This is a genomic window from Shewanella sp. KT0246 (genome assembly GCF_019654955.1).
Taxonomy (GTDB): domain Bacteria; phylum Pseudomonadota; class Gammaproteobacteria; order Enterobacterales; family Shewanellaceae; genus Shewanella; species Shewanella goraebulensis.
On record NZ_BPEV01000015.1, the window covers coordinates 83902 to 99872 of the forward strand.

17 protein-coding genes are annotated in these 15971 nt (G+C 42.0%); 13 read left to right on the forward strand and 4 right to left on the reverse strand.

Going from position 1 to position 15971, the window contains the following annotated elements:
* Nucleotides 1-4: 4 nt before the first annotated feature.
* The 11 genes from hutH to K5Q58_RS09500 all read left to right on the forward strand — a co-directional run bounded on the left by hutH (nucleotide 5) and on the right by K5Q58_RS09500 (nucleotide 11946).
* The gene (gene hutH / locus K5Q58_RS09450) at nucleotides 5-1570 is read left to right on the forward strand and encodes a histidine ammonia-lyase (RefSeq protein ID WP_220753676.1); all 1566 of its coding nucleotides are present in this window, start codon (nucleotides 5-7) and stop codon (nucleotides 1568-1570) included.
* A 1-nt stretch (nucleotide 1571) separates the two neighbouring features.
* A complete protein-coding gene (locus tag K5Q58_RS09455) occupies nucleotides 1572-2078 on the forward strand; it encodes a thioesterase family protein (protein ID WP_220753677.1) in 507 nt (168 codons plus the stop codon).
* Nucleotides 2075-2905 (forward strand): outer membrane lipoprotein carrier protein LolA, encoded by an 831-nt coding sequence (locus K5Q58_RS09460; RefSeq protein ID WP_220753678.1) that lies wholly within the window; start codon nucleotides 2075-2077, stop codon nucleotides 2903-2905. The genes K5Q58_RS09455 and K5Q58_RS09460 overlap by 4 nt, the downstream gene beginning before the upstream one ends.
* Entirely contained in the window at nucleotides 2905-5388 is a 2484-nt protein-coding gene (locus tag K5Q58_RS09465; protein ID WP_220753679.1) for an MMPL family transporter, read from the forward strand. Before K5Q58_RS09460 ends, K5Q58_RS09465 begins: the two co-directional genes overlap by 1 nt.
* The gene (locus K5Q58_RS09470; protein ID WP_220753680.1) at nucleotides 5378-6736 is read left to right on the forward strand and encodes an NAD(P)/FAD-dependent oxidoreductase; all 1359 of its coding nucleotides are present in this window, start codon (nucleotides 5378-5380) and stop codon (nucleotides 6734-6736) included. The genes K5Q58_RS09465 and K5Q58_RS09470 overlap by 11 nt, the downstream gene beginning before the upstream one ends.
* The gene (locus K5Q58_RS09475) at nucleotides 6736-7320 is read left to right on the forward strand and encodes a DUF3261 domain-containing protein (RefSeq protein ID WP_259651302.1); all 585 of its coding nucleotides are present in this window, start codon (nucleotides 6736-6738) and stop codon (nucleotides 7318-7320) included. Before K5Q58_RS09470 ends, K5Q58_RS09475 begins: the two co-directional genes overlap by 1 nt.
* An 84-nt stretch (nucleotides 7321-7404) precedes the next feature.
* On the forward strand, nucleotides 7405-8673 hold the full coding sequence (locus K5Q58_RS09480; RefSeq protein WP_220753681.1) for a beta-ketoacyl-[acyl-carrier-protein] synthase family protein: 1269 nt from the start codon (nucleotides 7405-7407) through the stop codon (nucleotides 8671-8673).
* Nucleotides 8666-9151 (forward strand): hotdog family protein, encoded by a 486-nt coding sequence (locus K5Q58_RS09485; protein ID WP_220753682.1) that lies wholly within the window; start codon nucleotides 8666-8668, stop codon nucleotides 9149-9151. Before K5Q58_RS09480 ends, K5Q58_RS09485 begins: the two co-directional genes overlap by 8 nt.
* A 72-nt stretch (nucleotides 9152-9223) precedes the next feature.
* Entirely contained in the window at nucleotides 9224-9955 is a 732-nt protein-coding gene (locus K5Q58_RS09490) for a 3-ketoacyl-ACP reductase FabG2 (RefSeq protein WP_220753683.1), read from the forward strand.
* Nucleotides 9952-11184 carry a beta-ketoacyl-ACP synthase gene (locus tag K5Q58_RS09495; RefSeq protein WP_220753684.1) on the forward strand — a complete coding sequence of 411 codons (1233 nt, stop codon included), beginning with the start codon at nucleotides 9952-9954 and terminating at the stop codon, nucleotides 11182-11184. The genes K5Q58_RS09490 and K5Q58_RS09495 overlap by 4 nt, the downstream gene beginning before the upstream one ends.
* A 402-nt stretch (nucleotides 11185-11586) precedes the next feature.
* The gene (locus K5Q58_RS09500) at nucleotides 11587-11946 is read left to right on the forward strand and encodes a rhodanese-like domain-containing protein (RefSeq protein ID WP_374758491.1); all 360 of its coding nucleotides are present in this window, start codon (nucleotides 11587-11589) and stop codon (nucleotides 11944-11946) included.
* 31 nt (nucleotides 11947-11977) lie between these two features.
* On the opposite strand, the gene K5Q58_RS09505 is transcribed toward K5Q58_RS09500, so the two are convergent.
* The 4 genes from K5Q58_RS09505 to K5Q58_RS09520 all read right to left on the reverse strand — a co-directional run bounded on the left by K5Q58_RS09505 (nucleotide 11978) and on the right by K5Q58_RS09520 (nucleotide 14696).
* Nucleotides 11978-12466, reverse strand: coding sequence for a thioesterase domain-containing protein (locus K5Q58_RS09505; protein ID WP_220753685.1), 489 nt, complete (start codon nucleotides 12464-12466; stop codon nucleotides 11978-11980).
* Nucleotides 12467-12476: 10 nt separating this feature from the next.
* On the reverse strand, nucleotides 12477-12926 hold the full coding sequence (gene dtd, locus K5Q58_RS09510; protein ID WP_220753686.1) for a D-aminoacyl-tRNA deacylase: 450 nt from the start codon (nucleotides 12924-12926) through the stop codon (nucleotides 12477-12479).
* A 65-nt stretch (nucleotides 12927-12991) separates the two neighbouring features.
* A complete protein-coding gene (locus tag K5Q58_RS09515) occupies nucleotides 12992-13561 on the reverse strand; it encodes a hypothetical protein (protein WP_220753687.1) in 570 nt (189 codons plus the stop codon).
* Nucleotides 13562-13751: 190 nt separating this feature from the next.
* Nucleotides 13752-14696, reverse strand: a complete 945-nt coding sequence (locus tag K5Q58_RS09520; protein WP_220753688.1) for a virulence factor BrkB family protein — start codon at nucleotides 14694-14696, stop codon at nucleotides 13752-13754.
* Nucleotides 14697-14783: 87 nt separating this feature from the next.
* Here K5Q58_RS09520 and K5Q58_RS09525 point away from each other — a divergent pair, with 87 nt between their 5' ends.
* On the forward strand, nucleotides 14784-15005 hold the full coding sequence (locus K5Q58_RS09525; protein ID WP_220753689.1) for a hypothetical protein: 222 nt from the start codon (nucleotides 14784-14786) through the stop codon (nucleotides 15003-15005).
* Nucleotides 15006-15035: 30 nt separating this feature from the next.
* The gene (locus K5Q58_RS09530) at nucleotides 15036-15683 is read left to right on the forward strand and encodes a DUF2959 domain-containing protein (protein ID WP_220753690.1); all 648 of its coding nucleotides are present in this window, start codon (nucleotides 15036-15038) and stop codon (nucleotides 15681-15683) included.
* Nucleotides 15684-15971: the final 288 nt, after the last annotated feature.

The following is a 15971-nucleotide window of genomic DNA, read 5'->3' on the forward strand; positions in this document are numbered from 1 at the left end:
TACCATGAGCCAATCTACTTCACCTTCATCAGCATCGACCTTGGCAACGGTAAACTTTGGTCAACGATCTATTAGCCTTGAGCAAGTAGTGAGCGTGGCAAAAGGCGCACCTGTGAAGTTAAATGAAACAGCCCAATACCAAGAGTACATTCAAAAAGGCGCACGCTTCATCGATAGCCTACTCAGTGAAGAAGGTGTGGTATATGGCGTAACCACTGGTTACGGTGATTCTTGTACTGTCACTGTTGGGCTCGATTTGGTCCACGAGTTACCACTGCATTTATCTCGATTTCACGGTTGTGGCTTAGGTGATATTTTCTCGCCAATGCAATCTAGAGCCATTATGGCTTGTCGATTAAACTCACTAGCAGTGGGTAAGTCTGGCGTTACCTACGAGTTATTACAACGTATTGAGTTGCTGTTAAATCTTGATATAACCCCAGTAATTCCAGAAGAAGGTTCAGTGGGTGCCAGCGGTGATTTAACCCCACTATCATACTTAGCTGCAGTATTGATTGGTGAGCGAGATGTGATTTATCAAGGCAAACGCCGCCCAACAAAAGAAGTGTATGCTGAGCTTAAGATTGTGCCATTAACATTGCGCCCCAAAGAAGGTTTAGCGTTAATGAATGGCACGGCAGTCATGACCGCTTTAGCCTGTTTAGCTTACGATCGCGCCCAATACCTTGCTCGATTGTCGAGTCGTATTACCGCAATGGCATCGCTCACTCTTAAAGGTAATTCAAACCATTTTGATGACATCTTATTTGATGCTAAACCCCATCCTGGTCAAAACCAAATTGCCACTTGGATCCGTGAAGATTTAAATCATCACACTCACCCAAGAAACTCTGACCGATTACAAGACCGATACTCAATTCGCTGCGCACCTCATATCATCGGTGTATTGCAAGATGCATTGCCATTCATGCGCCAATTCATTGAAACCGAATTAAACAGCGCCAATGACAACCCAATTGTAGATGGTGAAGGTGAACACATCCTTCATGGCGGCCATTTCTACGGTGGTCATATCGCCTTTGTAATGGACTCTATGAAAAACACCGTTGCCAACTTAGCAGACTTAATTGATCGTCAAATGGCGTTAGTGATGGACCCTAAATTTAATAATGGTTTACCAGCTAACTTATCGGCCTCAGTTGGCGCACGCCAAGCCATTAACCACGGCTTTAAAGCGGTGCAAATTGGTGTATCAGCGTGGACTGCTGAAGCGTTAAAAAACACCATGCCTGCCAGTGTGTTTTCTCGCTCAACGGAGTGCCATAACCAAGATAAAGTCAGCATGGGCACCATTGCAGCTCGAGATTGCATGCGAGTATTACAACTTACTGAGCAAGTTGCTGCAGCTGCCTTACTTGCCATGACTCAAGGTATTCATTTACGTATTGCTCAAAACGAGTTAGCTCATGATTCGTTAACTCCTTCATTAGCTAAAACCGTTATCCAAGTTAGTGAAGACTTTGAACTACTGACCGAAGATCGCCCACTAGAAGCCGTTTTACGTCAAACGGTCGAGAAGATTCAATTGGGTCAGTGGGAGGTTTGCTGATATGAAAGCTATTTTCAGCACTGAACTTACTATGGTAGTGCCTTTTCATGATGTGGATTCTATGGGCATCACTTGGCACGGTAACTACTTACGTTACTTTGAAGTCGCGCGCTGTAAATTGCTCGATGAACTGGGCTATAACTACCGCCAAATGATGCATTCTGGCTACGCTTGGCCCATTGTGGACACGCAACTTAAATATGTAAAAAGCAGCACCTTTGATCAACACTTGATCGTGCATGCAGCTATTGTTGAGTGGGAAAATCGCCTTAAGATTAATTACCAAATTCGAGATGCCGAAACAGGCCAGCGAATAACTAAAGGCTATACCATTCAAGCGGCTGTTGAGATAGAAACAGAAGAGCTTTGTTTTGTCACCCCACCAGTATTTAGACAAAAAATCTTGCCATTACTTGAAGAGGGTGAACTAAAACAAGAGCTAGCAGCTGAACTTGCTAAAGGTGCTCCTCTTAAACATGAACTTAACCATGAGCTTGGTAATCAATGAGACTGCTGCTAACTGCGTTACTCAGCTTCACTTTATGCTTAGGCACAGCAAAAGCTGAGCAGGCTGAATTAACCAATGATCAATTAGCCAGCTTATTTAGCACTAGCGCTAACTCAAACAGCACCGTACAAGTTAATAATCAACAGCTCAGCCTATTGGCGCAGCAACTGCAACTTGGTTCGCAAGCTAAAGGTGAGTTCCAACAAACCCGTTACCTCGCAGCGCTTAAAAGACCGCTAAAAAGTACTGGGGAATTTATCTTCAGCCAAGACATTGGCTTGTTATGGAAGCAAACAACGCCATTTGCCAGCGCGTTAGTGTTAAAGCAAAATACCCTGATACAACAAGATAGTTTTGGCAATATTACCCACAGCCAAGCAAATCAAACCAGCTCTGCAATGGCTGAGCAATTACCACAATTGATGCAGGCACTGTTAACAGGTGATCTTGACGCTTTAGCCCAAGACTTTGAATTATTTATGCCCGAGAATATAGCGACTAGCAGTGACTCGGCGCAGATAATAAATTGGCAATTAGGTTTAGTGGCAAAAGACCCATTAATTCAAAAAGCCATTGGCGCAATGGTACTAGAAGGAGGCGCTGTTGACACTAAGCAGCAAATCAACCGCCTCACTATGCTATCTACACTCCCAAACAAAACATCAACAGTTACTGATACTGGCGATAGAACCATCATTAATTTTTTCAATGTGGTTCAAAAGCTTACTCCTGCTGATATTCAAAGTTTTGAGCTCTCAGCAACTAAAGAGTCAGAATCTAAAGAACAAGTAACTCGTTCTAACAACTCTGATAGCGAAACCAACTAATGGCCAAATTGGTTAGTTGGTTTAACTCACCCAAACAAGCCTATTCTCGTTTTATTATCTGGTGTTTACTGGTTATATCGGTCTGCGTTTATGGGGCAAGTTTATGGCAATCAGGCGCAAAAATACAAAGTAACATATTGGCCATGCTGCCAACACTCAGCGAAGCGCCATTGACTCAAAAGGCGTTAGACAAAGTTGAGTTTCGCCTTGCCGATCAAGTTTATATTGGCTTAGCTGTAGAGAATAAGCAGCAAGCGATTAGCGCGGCAACTCAGTTTATTGAACAATTACAGCAATCACCAGATGTCTTTACTGACATTCAAAGTGGTGAAAGCAAACAGATGCAGGCGTTGAGTCAATATTACTTTGATAAGCGTTTTATGTTGCTAACTGATGAACAACAAAAACAGCTAAGTGACGATGAAGCCTCGAACCAGTGGCGACAGTTATTACAGGCGGCACAGCAGCAGTTATATAGCAGTTTTGGATACGCCAGTAGCGCACTGTTAACTCAAGACCCATTAATGCTATTTCCTAACAACATCATGGCACTGGCACCATCTAAGCGGTTAACCAGCGAGCAAGATATTCTATTGGGTCAATCAGGCAACAAAACCGTCGCGATCATCATTGCTAAAGGGGTCAAAAGTGCATTTAACCCTGATGGCCAGCAACAACAGATCTCTAGGTTAAACGATGCCTTTTCCGAGTTAACCCTTCAATACCCTGATATTGAAGTGATAAAGGCGGGCACCCTCTTCCATGCTCAGGCGGCAACGCAAACCGCCAAATTCGAAGTGTCTACTATCGGCAGCTTATCGTTATTAGGGGTGATGCTATTAGTCTGGCTTGGCTTTAGAAGTATCATGCCGCTGTCGTTAGCGATGTTGACCTTATCCTGTGGTTTTTTGTTTGCCACCGTAGCTACATTGGCCATTTTTGGCGAGTTACACCTTCTCACATTAGTATTTGGCACTAGCTTGATTGGCGTTGCCATCGACTACAGCTTTCATTTTTACTGCGAAAAACTGCGGCTTAAAATCTCAAGCGCAATTGATGTTATTCAACAGATTTTACCTGCGATGACATTAGCTTTGTTAACCAGTGCAATCGCGTTTATTGCAATTGGCTTTACACCGTTTCCGGGCATGCAGCAGGTCGCTATATTCTGCGCTGCAGGCCTTATAGGCGCGTATCTGACTTTGGTATTTGCTTATCCATTACTGGCTAATCATAATCTGCCCACTTCACCTTACCTGCTTGTGTGGTCAGAAAAATATTTGCTTTGGCTAACAAAGCTTACGCATAACGTCACGGCTCAGCAATCTACGAATAAACCCCTAAAAATGGCATTACTAGCGTTAGCAACGGTAGCCTTTTTAACTGTAGGCTTTAGCAAGCTCACCAGTAATGACGATATTCGGAATCTTCAGCAAAGCCCAGCGAATATTATCACCGAAGAAAATAAGTTAAGACAGGTATTAAGCGGCGGCACAGATAATCAATTTATCCTCGTCAGCGCTGCCACCGAGCAAAGCCTATTAGCTGAGTTAACACTCGCCGCAAAAGTGTTATCAACAGCAGTTAATGCGAAAGAAATCAGTAGTTTTGTTAGCTTGAGTCGCTATTTACCTAGCAAGCAAATACAACAAGATAATTACCTCGCTTACCAGCAGTTATATCATCAGCATTTAGATGAAATTATTGATACCCTTGGTTTAGATGAGTCCATCAAGCCTGACTTACTAAATAGTCTTGCTCAAAGTAAAAATGATTTTATAACGCCCGATGCGGTTCTTGATATTGCTGGTAAAGACTTAGCGGGGCTTTGGTTAAGCCCTGATGTTGGAGCTGATACCGGAACTGATATCGGAGCTGGGGCCCAGTCAACACAATTTGGCAGTATCATTTTATTAGGCGGAATTAATGATTTAGCGGCACTTAACCTTCGGGTCACTCAAAGTAAATTATCAATGCAAGTGGTTGATAAGGTCGGTGAGATATCAGCATTAATGGCTAAGTTCAAACAACTCACTCTGCAGCTATTAGTCTTGGTCTGCGTGATTGCCATTGGCATCTTTAGCTTCAAATTTGGGGTTAAACTTGCTGTTCGTATTGTAATGATTCCAGCTAGCTCAATCCTACTGACTCTAGCTTGCCTTGGTTTAGTAGGCTCACCACTGAGTTTATTCCACGCATTAGCGCTTATCCTCGTTTTGGGAATTGGTATTGATTACAGTTTGTTTTTCGCCTCCGTTAAATCAAACTCTACGGCTTCTGCAAGCGGAGTAATGATGGCAGTATTAATGTCAGCCTGCTCAACGCTGTTGGCTTTTGGCTTACTCGCTTTAAGTCAAACAAACGCCATTCATTACTTTGGCCTCACGTTATTATTTGGTATCGGATTTACATTTTTACTCGCACCACTCATAAGCATGCATGTTGAAAAAACAACTAGAGAAGTAGCACATAATGGAAAGTAACCCAGTAAGTTTAAGCAAGGATGCAATACAAGATAAAGCTATCAGTGGTAATAATATTGATGCTGATGTGGTTATCATAGGTGCTGGGCCTTCTGGAGCCATTGCCGCAAGCTTATTACATCAGCAAGGCAAGCAAGTTTTGGTGATTGAAAAACAACATTTCCCTCGTTTCTCAATTGGTGAAAGTTTACTGCCTTATTGCATGCAGTTTATTGAACAAGCGGGCATGTTAGACGCAGTTAAGCAGGCTGGATTTCAGTTTAAAAATGGCGCAGCTTTTCGCCATGATGGCACATACACCACATTTAACTTTACTGAGAAATTCACCCAAGGCCCAGGTACCACTTTTCAAGTTCAGCGTGGTCAATTTGATAAATTGTTAGCAGACACTGCTGTATCCCAAGGCGTAGAGATCCGTTACGGGCATAGCGTTAACGATATCGATTTGGGAGATAGCCTGTCATCATCACCTAAGCTAAGTGTCACAGATGAGCAAAAAAAGCCATATCAAATTACCGCGAAATATGTCCTTGATGCCAGCGGTTTTGGCCGAGTGTTACCGAGATTATTAGATTTAGAAAAGCCATCTGACTTACCAGCTCGTAGCGCCATATTTACCCATATCAAAGACAATATTACTGATCCTAATTTTGATCGTGAAAAGATCTTAATTAGCGTTCATCCAACTCAAAAAGATATTTGGTATTGGTTAATTCCTTTCAGTGATGGTCGCTGCTCGGTGGGCGTAGTGGCTGAGCCACATTTAATTGAACATTATCGCTCTGGGGTTGAACGTGGCGCCAAAGGTGAAATTAAAGACGACAACAAAGACGAACTAGAGCAACAACTTTGGCAGTTAATCAATGAGGAACCGGGCCTAAAGGCGTTACTTGCCAACGCGACAGTTTTACAGCCTTGTGCAACTTTAAAGGGCTATTCTGCCAACGTATCAACCTTAGCCACATCGCAATTTGCTCTGCTCGGCAATGCTGGTGAGTTTTTAGACCCTGTTTTCTCATCAGGGGTGACCATCGCCATGCAATCTGCCGCAATGGCCGTTGAGGCCTTAATCAAACAGCTTGATGGTGAAGAAATAGACTGGCAACAAGATTACGCCCAGCCATTAATGCAAGGGGTTAATACCTTCCGAACTTATGTTCAAGCTTGGTACGATGGCCGTTTTCAGGATGTGATTTTTTACGAAGATCCAAACCCAATCATAAAACAAATGATTTGTTCTATCTTGGCGGGTTATGCTTGGGATACTAATAACCCATTTGTGAAAGATTCAGAGCGTCGACTGAATATGATTGTCGACTTATGTCGCGACCACACTAAAGCGAGTTAATGATGCATCGATTCATTCAATTTTCGATTGTGATTATAGCCTTGTTAGTTTCAGGTTGTAGTCAACAATTACTGCGCCAAACCTGCGTTAAACTGACGCCTGAAGTCAATTATTGCCTCGCACCTATGTTGCAAACACAGGCCAGTGACGAGCAATTTTTAAGTCAAAAAATCAGTTTCATCCATGGCGAGAAACATCATGAATTACTGACTCAACTTGAACTGACGACAACTAAAATGACCATGGTCGGTCTTGCGCCTATTGGCCAAGCTTTATTCACTGTCACCTTTGATGGCGATGAAGTTATTAGTCAGCAAAATGTATTAATGGGTGAGGATTTTAAAGCTGAGTATTTAATGGCAATCATGCAGTTGATATATTGGCCTCATGAGCAAGTTAACCCATACTTTAGCCAAGGTGAAATGCGCGATATAGATTGTGACCAGCAGCGTTGTAGCGCTTTGTTCGTCAATAACGAGCCTGCAATTACCATTGATTACTCAAATAAGAATCCATGGATTTCTGAGGTGACATTGCATTTTCCTGCAGCGAATATCACCTTATCGATTTCGCCATTGCTTTAACTCGATAGCGTTAATAAAAGCCTATAACTAAACTGATGTAAACCATCATCATTAAGATAAGTACCAATAACTATGTCAATCACTATGCGCCGTTCCATAGCAATTACACACATTGGACTATGTACCCCAATAGGTCATACGCCTGAGTCAGTACTGGCAAATTTACTTGCTGGAAATACTGATGCGATGGTGATGAGAGATGACTTAATGTTTAATGCTGAAACGCGAGTTGGCGCCATCAATGATACTGACTTGTTGACCATTCCTGATGAGCTAGAGCAATTTAATTGTCGCAATAACCGCTTGTTGTATACAGCGGCTATGCAGCTAACACGCAGTATTGAACATGCCAAAAATGTGTATGGTAAAGAAAGAGTTGGCGTGGTTTTAGGCACGAGTACTTCTGGTATTTCAAAAGGCGAAGCAGCGCTTGAGTATCATCAGCGACACGGTAAATTTCCACCAAGTTACCATTACGCTCAACAAGAACTTGGCAGCACCAGTGACTTTTTACGCAAGCTTTACGACTTAAATGGCCCTTGCTATACCGTTTCAACCGCTTGTTCTTCAAGTACCAAAGTGTTTGCCAGTGCACAGAGATTACTCAAGGCAAACATGTGTGATGTGGTTATCGTTGGTGGAGTCGATAGTTTATGTCAGTTAACGTTAAATGGGTTCAATGCGCTCGAATCAGTTTCTAAAGGTTTGTGCAATCCATTCAGCGAACATCGTGATGGCATTAACATTGGCGAAGGTGCTGCATTATTTATGTTACAGCTTACAGATGCTGAAGATACTCAAGCTCAATCAGCTCCTGAAGTGTTATTGGCAGGTATCGGCGAGTCATCTGATGCACACCATATTTCGGCGCCCCATCCGCAAGGTTTAGGTGCAATAGCCGCAATGGAAGCTGCACTTAATGATGCAGATATCAATGCAAGCCAAGTGTCATACGTTAATTTACATGGCACTGCGACCCCTAAGAATGATGCGATGGAATCAGTCGCCATGCATCATGTGTTTGCAGGTAAAATAGCCAATACTATTTCTAACACTAGTACTCCAAATGCAATCCCTCAATGCAGCTCAACTAAGCCTTTAACGGGTCATTGTTTAGGTGCTGCAGGCGCTATTGAGGCTGCATTTTGCTATTTGTTATTAAGCTCATACAATCTAGATCAATTACTGCCCCCTCATATATGGGATAAGCAACAAGATCCAAACAATCCAGTATTACCTTTGGTGGGCTCAGCACAGTCAAACCCGCTTAATTATATTATGAGTAACTCATTTGCTTTTGGTGGCAGCAATGCCAGTATCATTTTCGCGAAAGCAGGAAACCAAGATGTCTGAACATATTGCAACTATGGCTTTACTAGCCAAGGATATTGCTGAGTTTGTGCCCCATAGAGCACCGATGATATTGATAGATAGAGTCATCAAACATCAGCAAGACAGTCTGATTACACAAGTTGAGATAACTGAACAAAGCGCTTATTTTAATGCAGCTATCAATGGCGTCCCCAATTACGTCGGCATCGAATATATGGCGCAAAGTATTGCCGCTTTAGCTGGTGTTGAAGCGCACCTTAGAAATGATAAAATTCGTGTTGGATTTTTACTGGGCACGCGTAAATTACTAATGCACCAGCCCCTTTATCAACTGGGTCATAAATATCAAATTAGCGTAGCAAGATTATATCAAGAAGACTCTGGTTTAGCAGTTTTTGACTGCCAAATATTAGCAGATGAAACCGTTATAGCCTCAGCCAATGTGAACGTATTTCAGCCCCAAGATACCCAAGCATATATACAGGAAAGTTCGGTGTAGCCAATCATGTCAGTTCAACACAATATCGAGCTGATGCTGCACTTTATGGAGATTAAGAGGTATTTATAAAAGATGACAACAAATAAAAGAGCTTTAGTCACAGGTTCTAGCCGTGGTATTGGTAAAGCGATAGCACTAAAACTCGCATCCCAAGGCTTTGATATTGCAGTTCACTACCACAGCAATATTACCGCAGCCAAGCAAACCCAAGCTGAAATCCAAGCTCTTGGTGTCAGCGCCAGTTTAATTGCATTTGATGTTGCTGACAGACAAGCTGCTAAAGCGCATATTGAACAAGATATTGAACAACATGGCGCCTATTATGGCGTAATCTTAAACGCTGGGATCACCAAAGATACCGCTTTTCCTGCCATGACAGAAGAAGAATGGGACAGTGTTATTCACACCAATCTCGATGGGTTTTATAACGTCATTCAGCCCACCATTATGCCAATGATACAAGCCAGAAATGGTGGTCGTATTATTACTATGGCTTCAGTCTCAGGTATTGCGGGTAATCGCGGACAAGTGAATTACAGCGCCTCAAAAGCTGGACTAATTGGTGCAACCAAAGCGCTGTCTTTAGAGCTAGCCAAACGAAAAATTACTGTTAACTGTATTGCACCAGGCTTAATTGAAACCGATATGGTCAATGATTTCCCTAAAGATATGGTCAATCAAATCGTGCCAATGCGCCGTATGGGCAAAGTTAATGAAATCGCCGGACTGGCTAACTTTTTAATGTCCGATGACGCAGCTTATATTACTCGCCAAGTGATCTCTGTTAATGGAGGCATGATATGAGCCGCAGAGTTGTTATTACAGGCATTGGTGGAGTGTCCGCATTAGGTCATGACTGGCCAACGATCGCCAAGCGGTTACAACAAAAACATAATTGTGTCGTCACTATGGATGAGTGGGATAAGTACCCTTCTCTTAATACACGCCTTGCTGCACCGATTACTGATTTTGAGCAACCAAAACATTATTCGCGCAAAAAAATCCGCTCAATGGGGCGAGTTTCAATCATGGCTACCCGCGCCAGCGAAGTGGCTTTAGAAGATGCAGGCCTGTTAGATGATCCTATCGTGTCATCGGGAGCAATGGGCATTGCCTACGGTTCCTCAACTGGCAGTACTGAACCCATTATTGGCTTTGGCGATATGCTAAAAAATGGTGATATGTCGGGTATCAATGCCACTAGTTATATTCGAATGATGGCCCATACGACTGCGGTTAATGTCGGGGTTTTCTTCGGTCTTAAAGGTCGCGTACACACCACTAGCAGCGCATGTACATCTGGCAGTCAGGCGATTGGCTATGCCTATGAAGCAATTAAATTTGGCCAGCAAACACTGATGCTTGCAGGCGGCGGTGAAGAGCTATGCCCAACAGAAGCGGTAGTATTTGATACCTTATTCGCAACCAGCACTAAAAATGAGCAGCCACACACCACACCAAGGCCTTTTGATAGTCAGCGCGATGGCTTAGTGATTGGCGAAGGCGCTTGCACTTTAGTGCTTGAAGAGCTCGAACATGCCAAGTCCCGCGGAGCAACTATCTATGCAGAACTTGTCGGTTTTGGCACTAACTCTGATGGTTTGCACATCACTCAACCGAATGCAGACACTATGGAAGTGGCCATTAGACAAGCACTGAGTAATGCTGATATTGATGCTAGCCAAATTGGCTATATCAATGCCCATGGCACAGCGACCGATCGCGGAGATATCGCTGAAACTAAGGCGACTTATGCCGTCTTTGGTGAACAAACACCTATTTCATCACTCAAGAGTTACACCGGCCATACTCTAGGTGCTTGTGGTGCTTTAGAAGCTTGGGTAAGTATTGAAATGATGAATGCCGGATGGTTTGCGCCTAGCCTTAACCTCGAAGAGGTCGACCCTGAATGCGCCCAACTTGATTATATTAAAGACGATATAAGACAGCTTAGTACCGATTATGTCATGAGTAATAATTTCGCCTTTGGCGGCATTAATACCTCATTGATCTTTAAACGTTGGCAGGCTTAAAACGGTGATTTCAAGGAAGGTAAATACCTTCCTTGGATTCAAAACTATATCGTTAAAGCACGTTTATTGAATTTAGAATACTTTGTTCATGACATGAATCTGACGTTAAACACCTAAAATCATTTCGAAAAACCATTTAGAAATAATCACTTCACCTGGCAATATTTTATGGGAACTCAATAGCTTAATTAAAATCGTTAATATTTCATATAAATATTAGCACCTTACCTTCATCTTCCCGCTCAACTCCTCTCGATAAATAAACAACCTATCAATACAGACTATCTTTTTTTAACTTGCTTAAAATATCACATTAGAATAATCTTATTAAATTAAATCTAATGAACTTTATTCAATTAACTGATATAACTCGTGAATTATAACTAAACAGGTGGGCTAGTAATGCAAGATGTAAGTTTAGAAAAGATGGCTGAGACTGATACTAGCACTGCAATAAAGCTTTCAGGCAAACAAGAAACTAATATTTGCTGGCAACTAGTTAAGCAAGGTGCACCGCTAATAGATGTCAGAAATCCAGATGAATTTGCCTCTGGTCACTTACCTGAAGCGATTAATGTACCACTTACTGAATTAGATAATTGGTTATCTGCACATGATAAATTACAGCAGTTTGTTGTTTATTGTGGTGCTGGTATTAGAGCTCAAAAAGGCTGTGATATCTTTGAAGCAAAGGGGTTTAGCTGCGCAGTGAATGGCGGAGCAATGAAAGACTTGCTGTGTTGTGAGTCGTTGAGTGCTTGATAACTATTGAGCGCTAAATCTCTGTTGAACCTTAATAACTAAAATACAAGCCACTAAACGTTGCGCACAGTTTATCCGCGCAATGTAGTTGTACTTCAAGTTTTACTTTCGCTTTTCCACCTGTTGTTAGAGGCATCAGCGAGGCTGTTTCTGGCCAAACAACACTGATGATAGGAGCTTGATTGATTGGCGCATGGTAACGAATATGCGCATCGGCCAATACAATATTACCTTCAACACCTAGCAGCCGCTGTCGCAACCACATCATCCCCCAGCCCGTTAGGGTCATTAAGGTGTAAATACTGCCGGCAAACATGGTTTGATGAAGGTTGATATTAGGTGCCATGGGCGCGGTCACAGTGAAGTGTTGCCTATTAAAGGTCTGTGGTGAGATCTGCATAAACTGACTCACCGGAATGGTCTGATACCAAGTTTGCTTTAACTCAGTTAACCATCCCTCAAACTTTTGCAGATCTTGTGGCGACAAACATATATGAGTTTGAGTTGAGTCAGTATTCATCAGGAGTAAGTTATACCTGCAAGTTAAACGTGACAGGACCATCATTGAGCAATTCGACTTTCATGTCTGCACCAAATGAGCCCGTTTGTGTATTAACGCCTTGTTCGCGGCAAAACGCGACAAAAGCTTCATATAGCTCGTGAGCTTTATCTGGTGTTGCTGCACTCGAAAAGCTTGGACGTAAGCCTCGTCCCGTATCTGCAGCCAAGGTAAATTGAGATACGACTAATAGCTCACCATCTGCCTGCTGCAAATTTAGGTTCATTTTGCCGTTTTCATCATTAAAAATTCGGTAACCAATTACCTTCTTGGCAAGCTTACGCATTTTTTCAATGTCGTCATCTTTCTCGACACCTAACAAAACTAATAAGCCTTTATTGATGCTGCCAGTGACCTGCTTGCCTTCAACAGTATCGATAGTGACACTTGCATGTGCCACTCTTTGGATTAACCCAATCAATGTTATTTCCTATTGCTGTGTTCATCATATGGTTGATGAACACATTCTACAATATTACTCCCCTATTACGCCCCTGTGTCAGGCTTAATTACAGGAATTGGTTTAATCAGCTCTTCTGAGCCTTTAGGAAGTGATTTGCCTACTTGCTTCAAGCCTTCATCAGTCCACAGCATGAAACGACGCAACTCTTCTAACTCAATAGAATCAACAAAAGTAGCTGCACCTTGCACCTGAATCACGCCACCATTTTCACGAATAACAAATTTAGCAAAGTTAAGTTTTTGGTTTAGTGAACCAATCAATACCAAAAGTTCTTTACTGCCATGTAATTGCGGATGAACAGCGAACAAACGGTTTGTTAAAATTCTATCAACGCCTTGCTCGCTCATGCTTGGCTGTAACACAAACTGGTTATCACCAAATTGCACAGCGACGCTATTAGGGCTAAGTTTAGTTGCTAAATAGCTCGACTTTAATAAAGCGTTATAAAGCTCATCAGTCGCTTGCTGATCTGTCATGCCAGCCATGTTAATTGTTTTAGGCGCCGCGTTCGTTTCGCTGGTTTCTGATGAATTGTCGGTTGCAGCACAAGCTGTTAAACCTAATACACATGCTGCAATAATCAATTTTTTCATTTGCTATCCTTGTAGAGTACAGCTGCATAAACTCTTGGTTAGAGTGAAAACAACTTAGATTTTTTTATTTAACACTTACATAGCAATATACCGTGTAGAGACAATTTAAGCACAACTAAATTATTCATCTAAGACACTTTATTTTATCGCTATTCTCATCGCGCGCTCTGTTACTAAGTTTTATCTTTAACTATGTAGGTTTGATGTCACTCTCTACATTCGACTCGGCAAGCTGCTCAACCACCGTATTAGGTGTAATAGTCTGTTTATTTTTTTTAAGCGAAAAAATGCCTGAATCTAAATACTCAGGTAACGCAGCGGTAATTTCAGCTCCCAGCAGTACAATGACCCAAGATAAATACACCCAAACAAACAAAATAGGAATCGTCGCTAACGCACCATAAATCGCCTCATAGCTCGGAAACTGAGTAACATAAAAAGCAAAACCCTTTTTACCCGCTTCAAATAGTATTGCAGCCACTATCGCACCGATTAACGCATGCCAAAAATGGACTTTTTTATTCGGCACCACCATATAAAGCAGCAAAATTGAAGCCACAGAAAATAGCATAGGCAAACGTTCAACCAGCCAAGTCATTAATCCAGATATTTCCGACATTTCAAAGACTTTAAGTGAAACGACGTAAGACGTTGCCACTAAGCTGGCGCCAATTAATACCGGCCCTAATGTCAGCACCATCCAGTACATTGAAAATGACACCACATAGGAGCGTTTATCGGTTGTTCGCCAAATATTATTTAATGCTTTATCAATGGCTGAGATCAGCATCAACGCCACGACGACCAATGCCATGACACCTACAAAGGTGGCTTTAGAAGCATTATCGACAAACTCATTAATATAAATCTGCACGGTATCGCCCGACGCTGGCATGAAATTACTATAAATGAAGCTTTCGATTTTACCGCGGAGCCCCTCAAAACCGGGAAAAGCGGATAACATCGACATCATCACAGCCACCATCGGCACCAGTGATAATAAGGTCACATAAGCTAAATGACCTGCTTTGACATTTATTTGATCTTCCTGCAGCCTGCACTTTAGATGAACTAAAAATTGCCAAATACTGACTCTCATATTTTTGAAATACGCTACATCTATCTTATTTGTCACAATATTCTCTGATTATTTAATTTCAATTATGCGGTTATCTTCGTACAATGTTATAACACGATAGTTACACTCCTAGGGAGTAATTTAATGTCTCAACAAGGTTCGGCAGGCAATGTGATTGCTGCAATTGCCAGCGTATTTTTCCCAGGCTTAGGACAACTGGTTCAAGGCCGCATTATTGCTGCAATTCTATTTTTCTGTATTACAGCGGTGTGTTATTTCTTCTGGGTATTAATTATCCCAGCAATCATAGGTGCGGTAATCCATCTTTGGAGCATCATTGATGCGGCAACGTTCAAAGCCGAATAGCAACAATTAACGACAATAAGAGAGCACAAGATGAAGAAATGGATATCACTCACATTCCTCAGCGTAAGTTTACTACTTAGTGGTTGTCAAAGTGCCTATTACGGTGCGATGGAAAAAGTGGGCTATCACAAGCGTGACATCATGGTCGATCGCGTACAAGAAGCGAAAGAATCTCAAGAAGAAGCTCAAGAGCAATTCAGTTCAGCACTAGAAGAAATGCAAGCTTTGCTCGCGTTTGATGGTGGTGATTTAGAAGACGCTTACAACAAAGCTAAAGATGAATATGAATCAGCCCAGTCAGCAGCTGATGAAGTCGGTAACCGTATTGATAAAGTGGAAGACGTTGCCGAAGCTTTATTTGACGAGTGGGAAACCGAAATACAAGAAATCAGCAAAGCGAATCTTCGCCGCAACAGCACTAATAAGTTAAACGAAACTCAGCGATCATATAACTCACTAGTGAAAGGAATGCGCCGCGCTGAAGCAAAAATGCCACCAATTTTGACGGCAATGAAAGATAACATGCTGTACTTAAAACATAACCTTAATGCCCAAGCGATTGGTGCTATTAAAGGCGAGTTTAATAGCTTACAGTCTGACATCTCAAGCTTGATAACAGAAATGAATAAGTCGATTGCTGAATCAAATAAATTCATCGAATCGATGGAGAAAGGTTAAGCCTTTTGCTCATTACTGACTTTCTAAATCATTACGCTAAAGGCGCAACCTAACCCGTTGCGCTTTTTTATACCAGCTATAACGCATTAACAGAATATGCTGGCGCTGCAAAATTATCTGCAAATCGCTTTAGCAATCAATCCATTTGATTTATATTTCAGTTTGGTGATGACAAGGTCGCTTTGATAGAGGAGTTTTTAATTTATTAAAAATGTAACTTGTCAGTTTTAAACGGTTCATTCAGCAATGCCGCCGTGAATATTTTCTTTTCAACTCGCTAACGTTAGC

What these genes read in the sequence shown, in the direction of transcription:
- K5Q58_RS09525 (WP_220753689.1), top strand. Translation starts at nt 14,784, where the DNA reads ATGTCTCAACAAGGTTCGGCAGGCAATGTGATTGCTGCAATTGCCAGC.
- K5Q58_RS09530 (WP_220753690.1), top strand. Translation starts at nt 15,036, where the DNA reads ATGAAGAAATGGATATCACTCACATTCCTCAGCGTAAGTTTACTACTT.
- K5Q58_RS09495 (WP_220753684.1), top strand. Translation starts at nt 9,952, where the DNA reads ATGAGCCGCAGAGTTGTTATTACAGGCATTGGTGGAGTGTCCGCATTA.
- K5Q58_RS09490 (WP_220753683.1), top strand. Translation starts at nt 9,224, where the DNA reads ATGACAACAAATAAAAGAGCTTTAGTCACAGGTTCTAGCCGTGGTATT.
- K5Q58_RS09485 (WP_220753682.1), top strand. Translation starts at nt 8,666, where the DNA reads ATGTCTGAACATATTGCAACTATGGCTTTACTAGCCAAGGATATTGCT.
- K5Q58_RS09470 (WP_220753680.1), top strand. Translation starts at nt 5,378, where the DNA reads ATGGAAAGTAACCCAGTAAGTTTAAGCAAGGATGCAATACAAGATAAA.
- K5Q58_RS09475 (WP_259651302.1), top strand. Translation starts at nt 6,736, where the DNA reads ATGATGCATCGATTCATTCAATTTTCGATTGTGATTATAGCCTTGTTA.
- hutH (WP_220753676.1), top strand. Translation starts at nt 5, where the DNA reads ATGAGCCAATCTACTTCACCTTCATCAGCATCGACCTTGGCAACGGTA.
- K5Q58_RS09465 (WP_220753679.1), top strand. Translation starts at nt 2,905, where the DNA reads ATGGCCAAATTGGTTAGTTGGTTTAACTCACCCAAACAAGCCTATTCT.
- K5Q58_RS09515 (WP_220753687.1), bottom strand. Translation starts at nt 13,561, where the DNA reads ATGAAAAAATTGATTATTGCAGCATGTGTATTAGGTTTAACAGCTTGT.
- K5Q58_RS09455 (WP_220753677.1), top strand. Translation starts at nt 1,572, where the DNA reads ATGAAAGCTATTTTCAGCACTGAACTTACTATGGTAGTGCCTTTTCAT.
- K5Q58_RS09505 (WP_220753685.1), bottom strand. Translation starts at nt 12,466, where the DNA reads ATGAATACTGACTCAACTCAAACTCATATATGTTTGTCGCCACAAGAT.
- K5Q58_RS09460 (WP_220753678.1), top strand. Translation starts at nt 2,075, where the DNA reads ATGAGACTGCTGCTAACTGCGTTACTCAGCTTCACTTTATGCTTAGGC.
- K5Q58_RS09480 (WP_220753681.1), top strand. Translation starts at nt 7,405, where the DNA reads ATGCGCCGTTCCATAGCAATTACACACATTGGACTATGTACCCCAATA.
- K5Q58_RS09500 (WP_374758491.1), top strand. Translation starts at nt 11,587, where the DNA reads ATGCAAGATGTAAGTTTAGAAAAGATGGCTGAGACTGATACTAGCACT.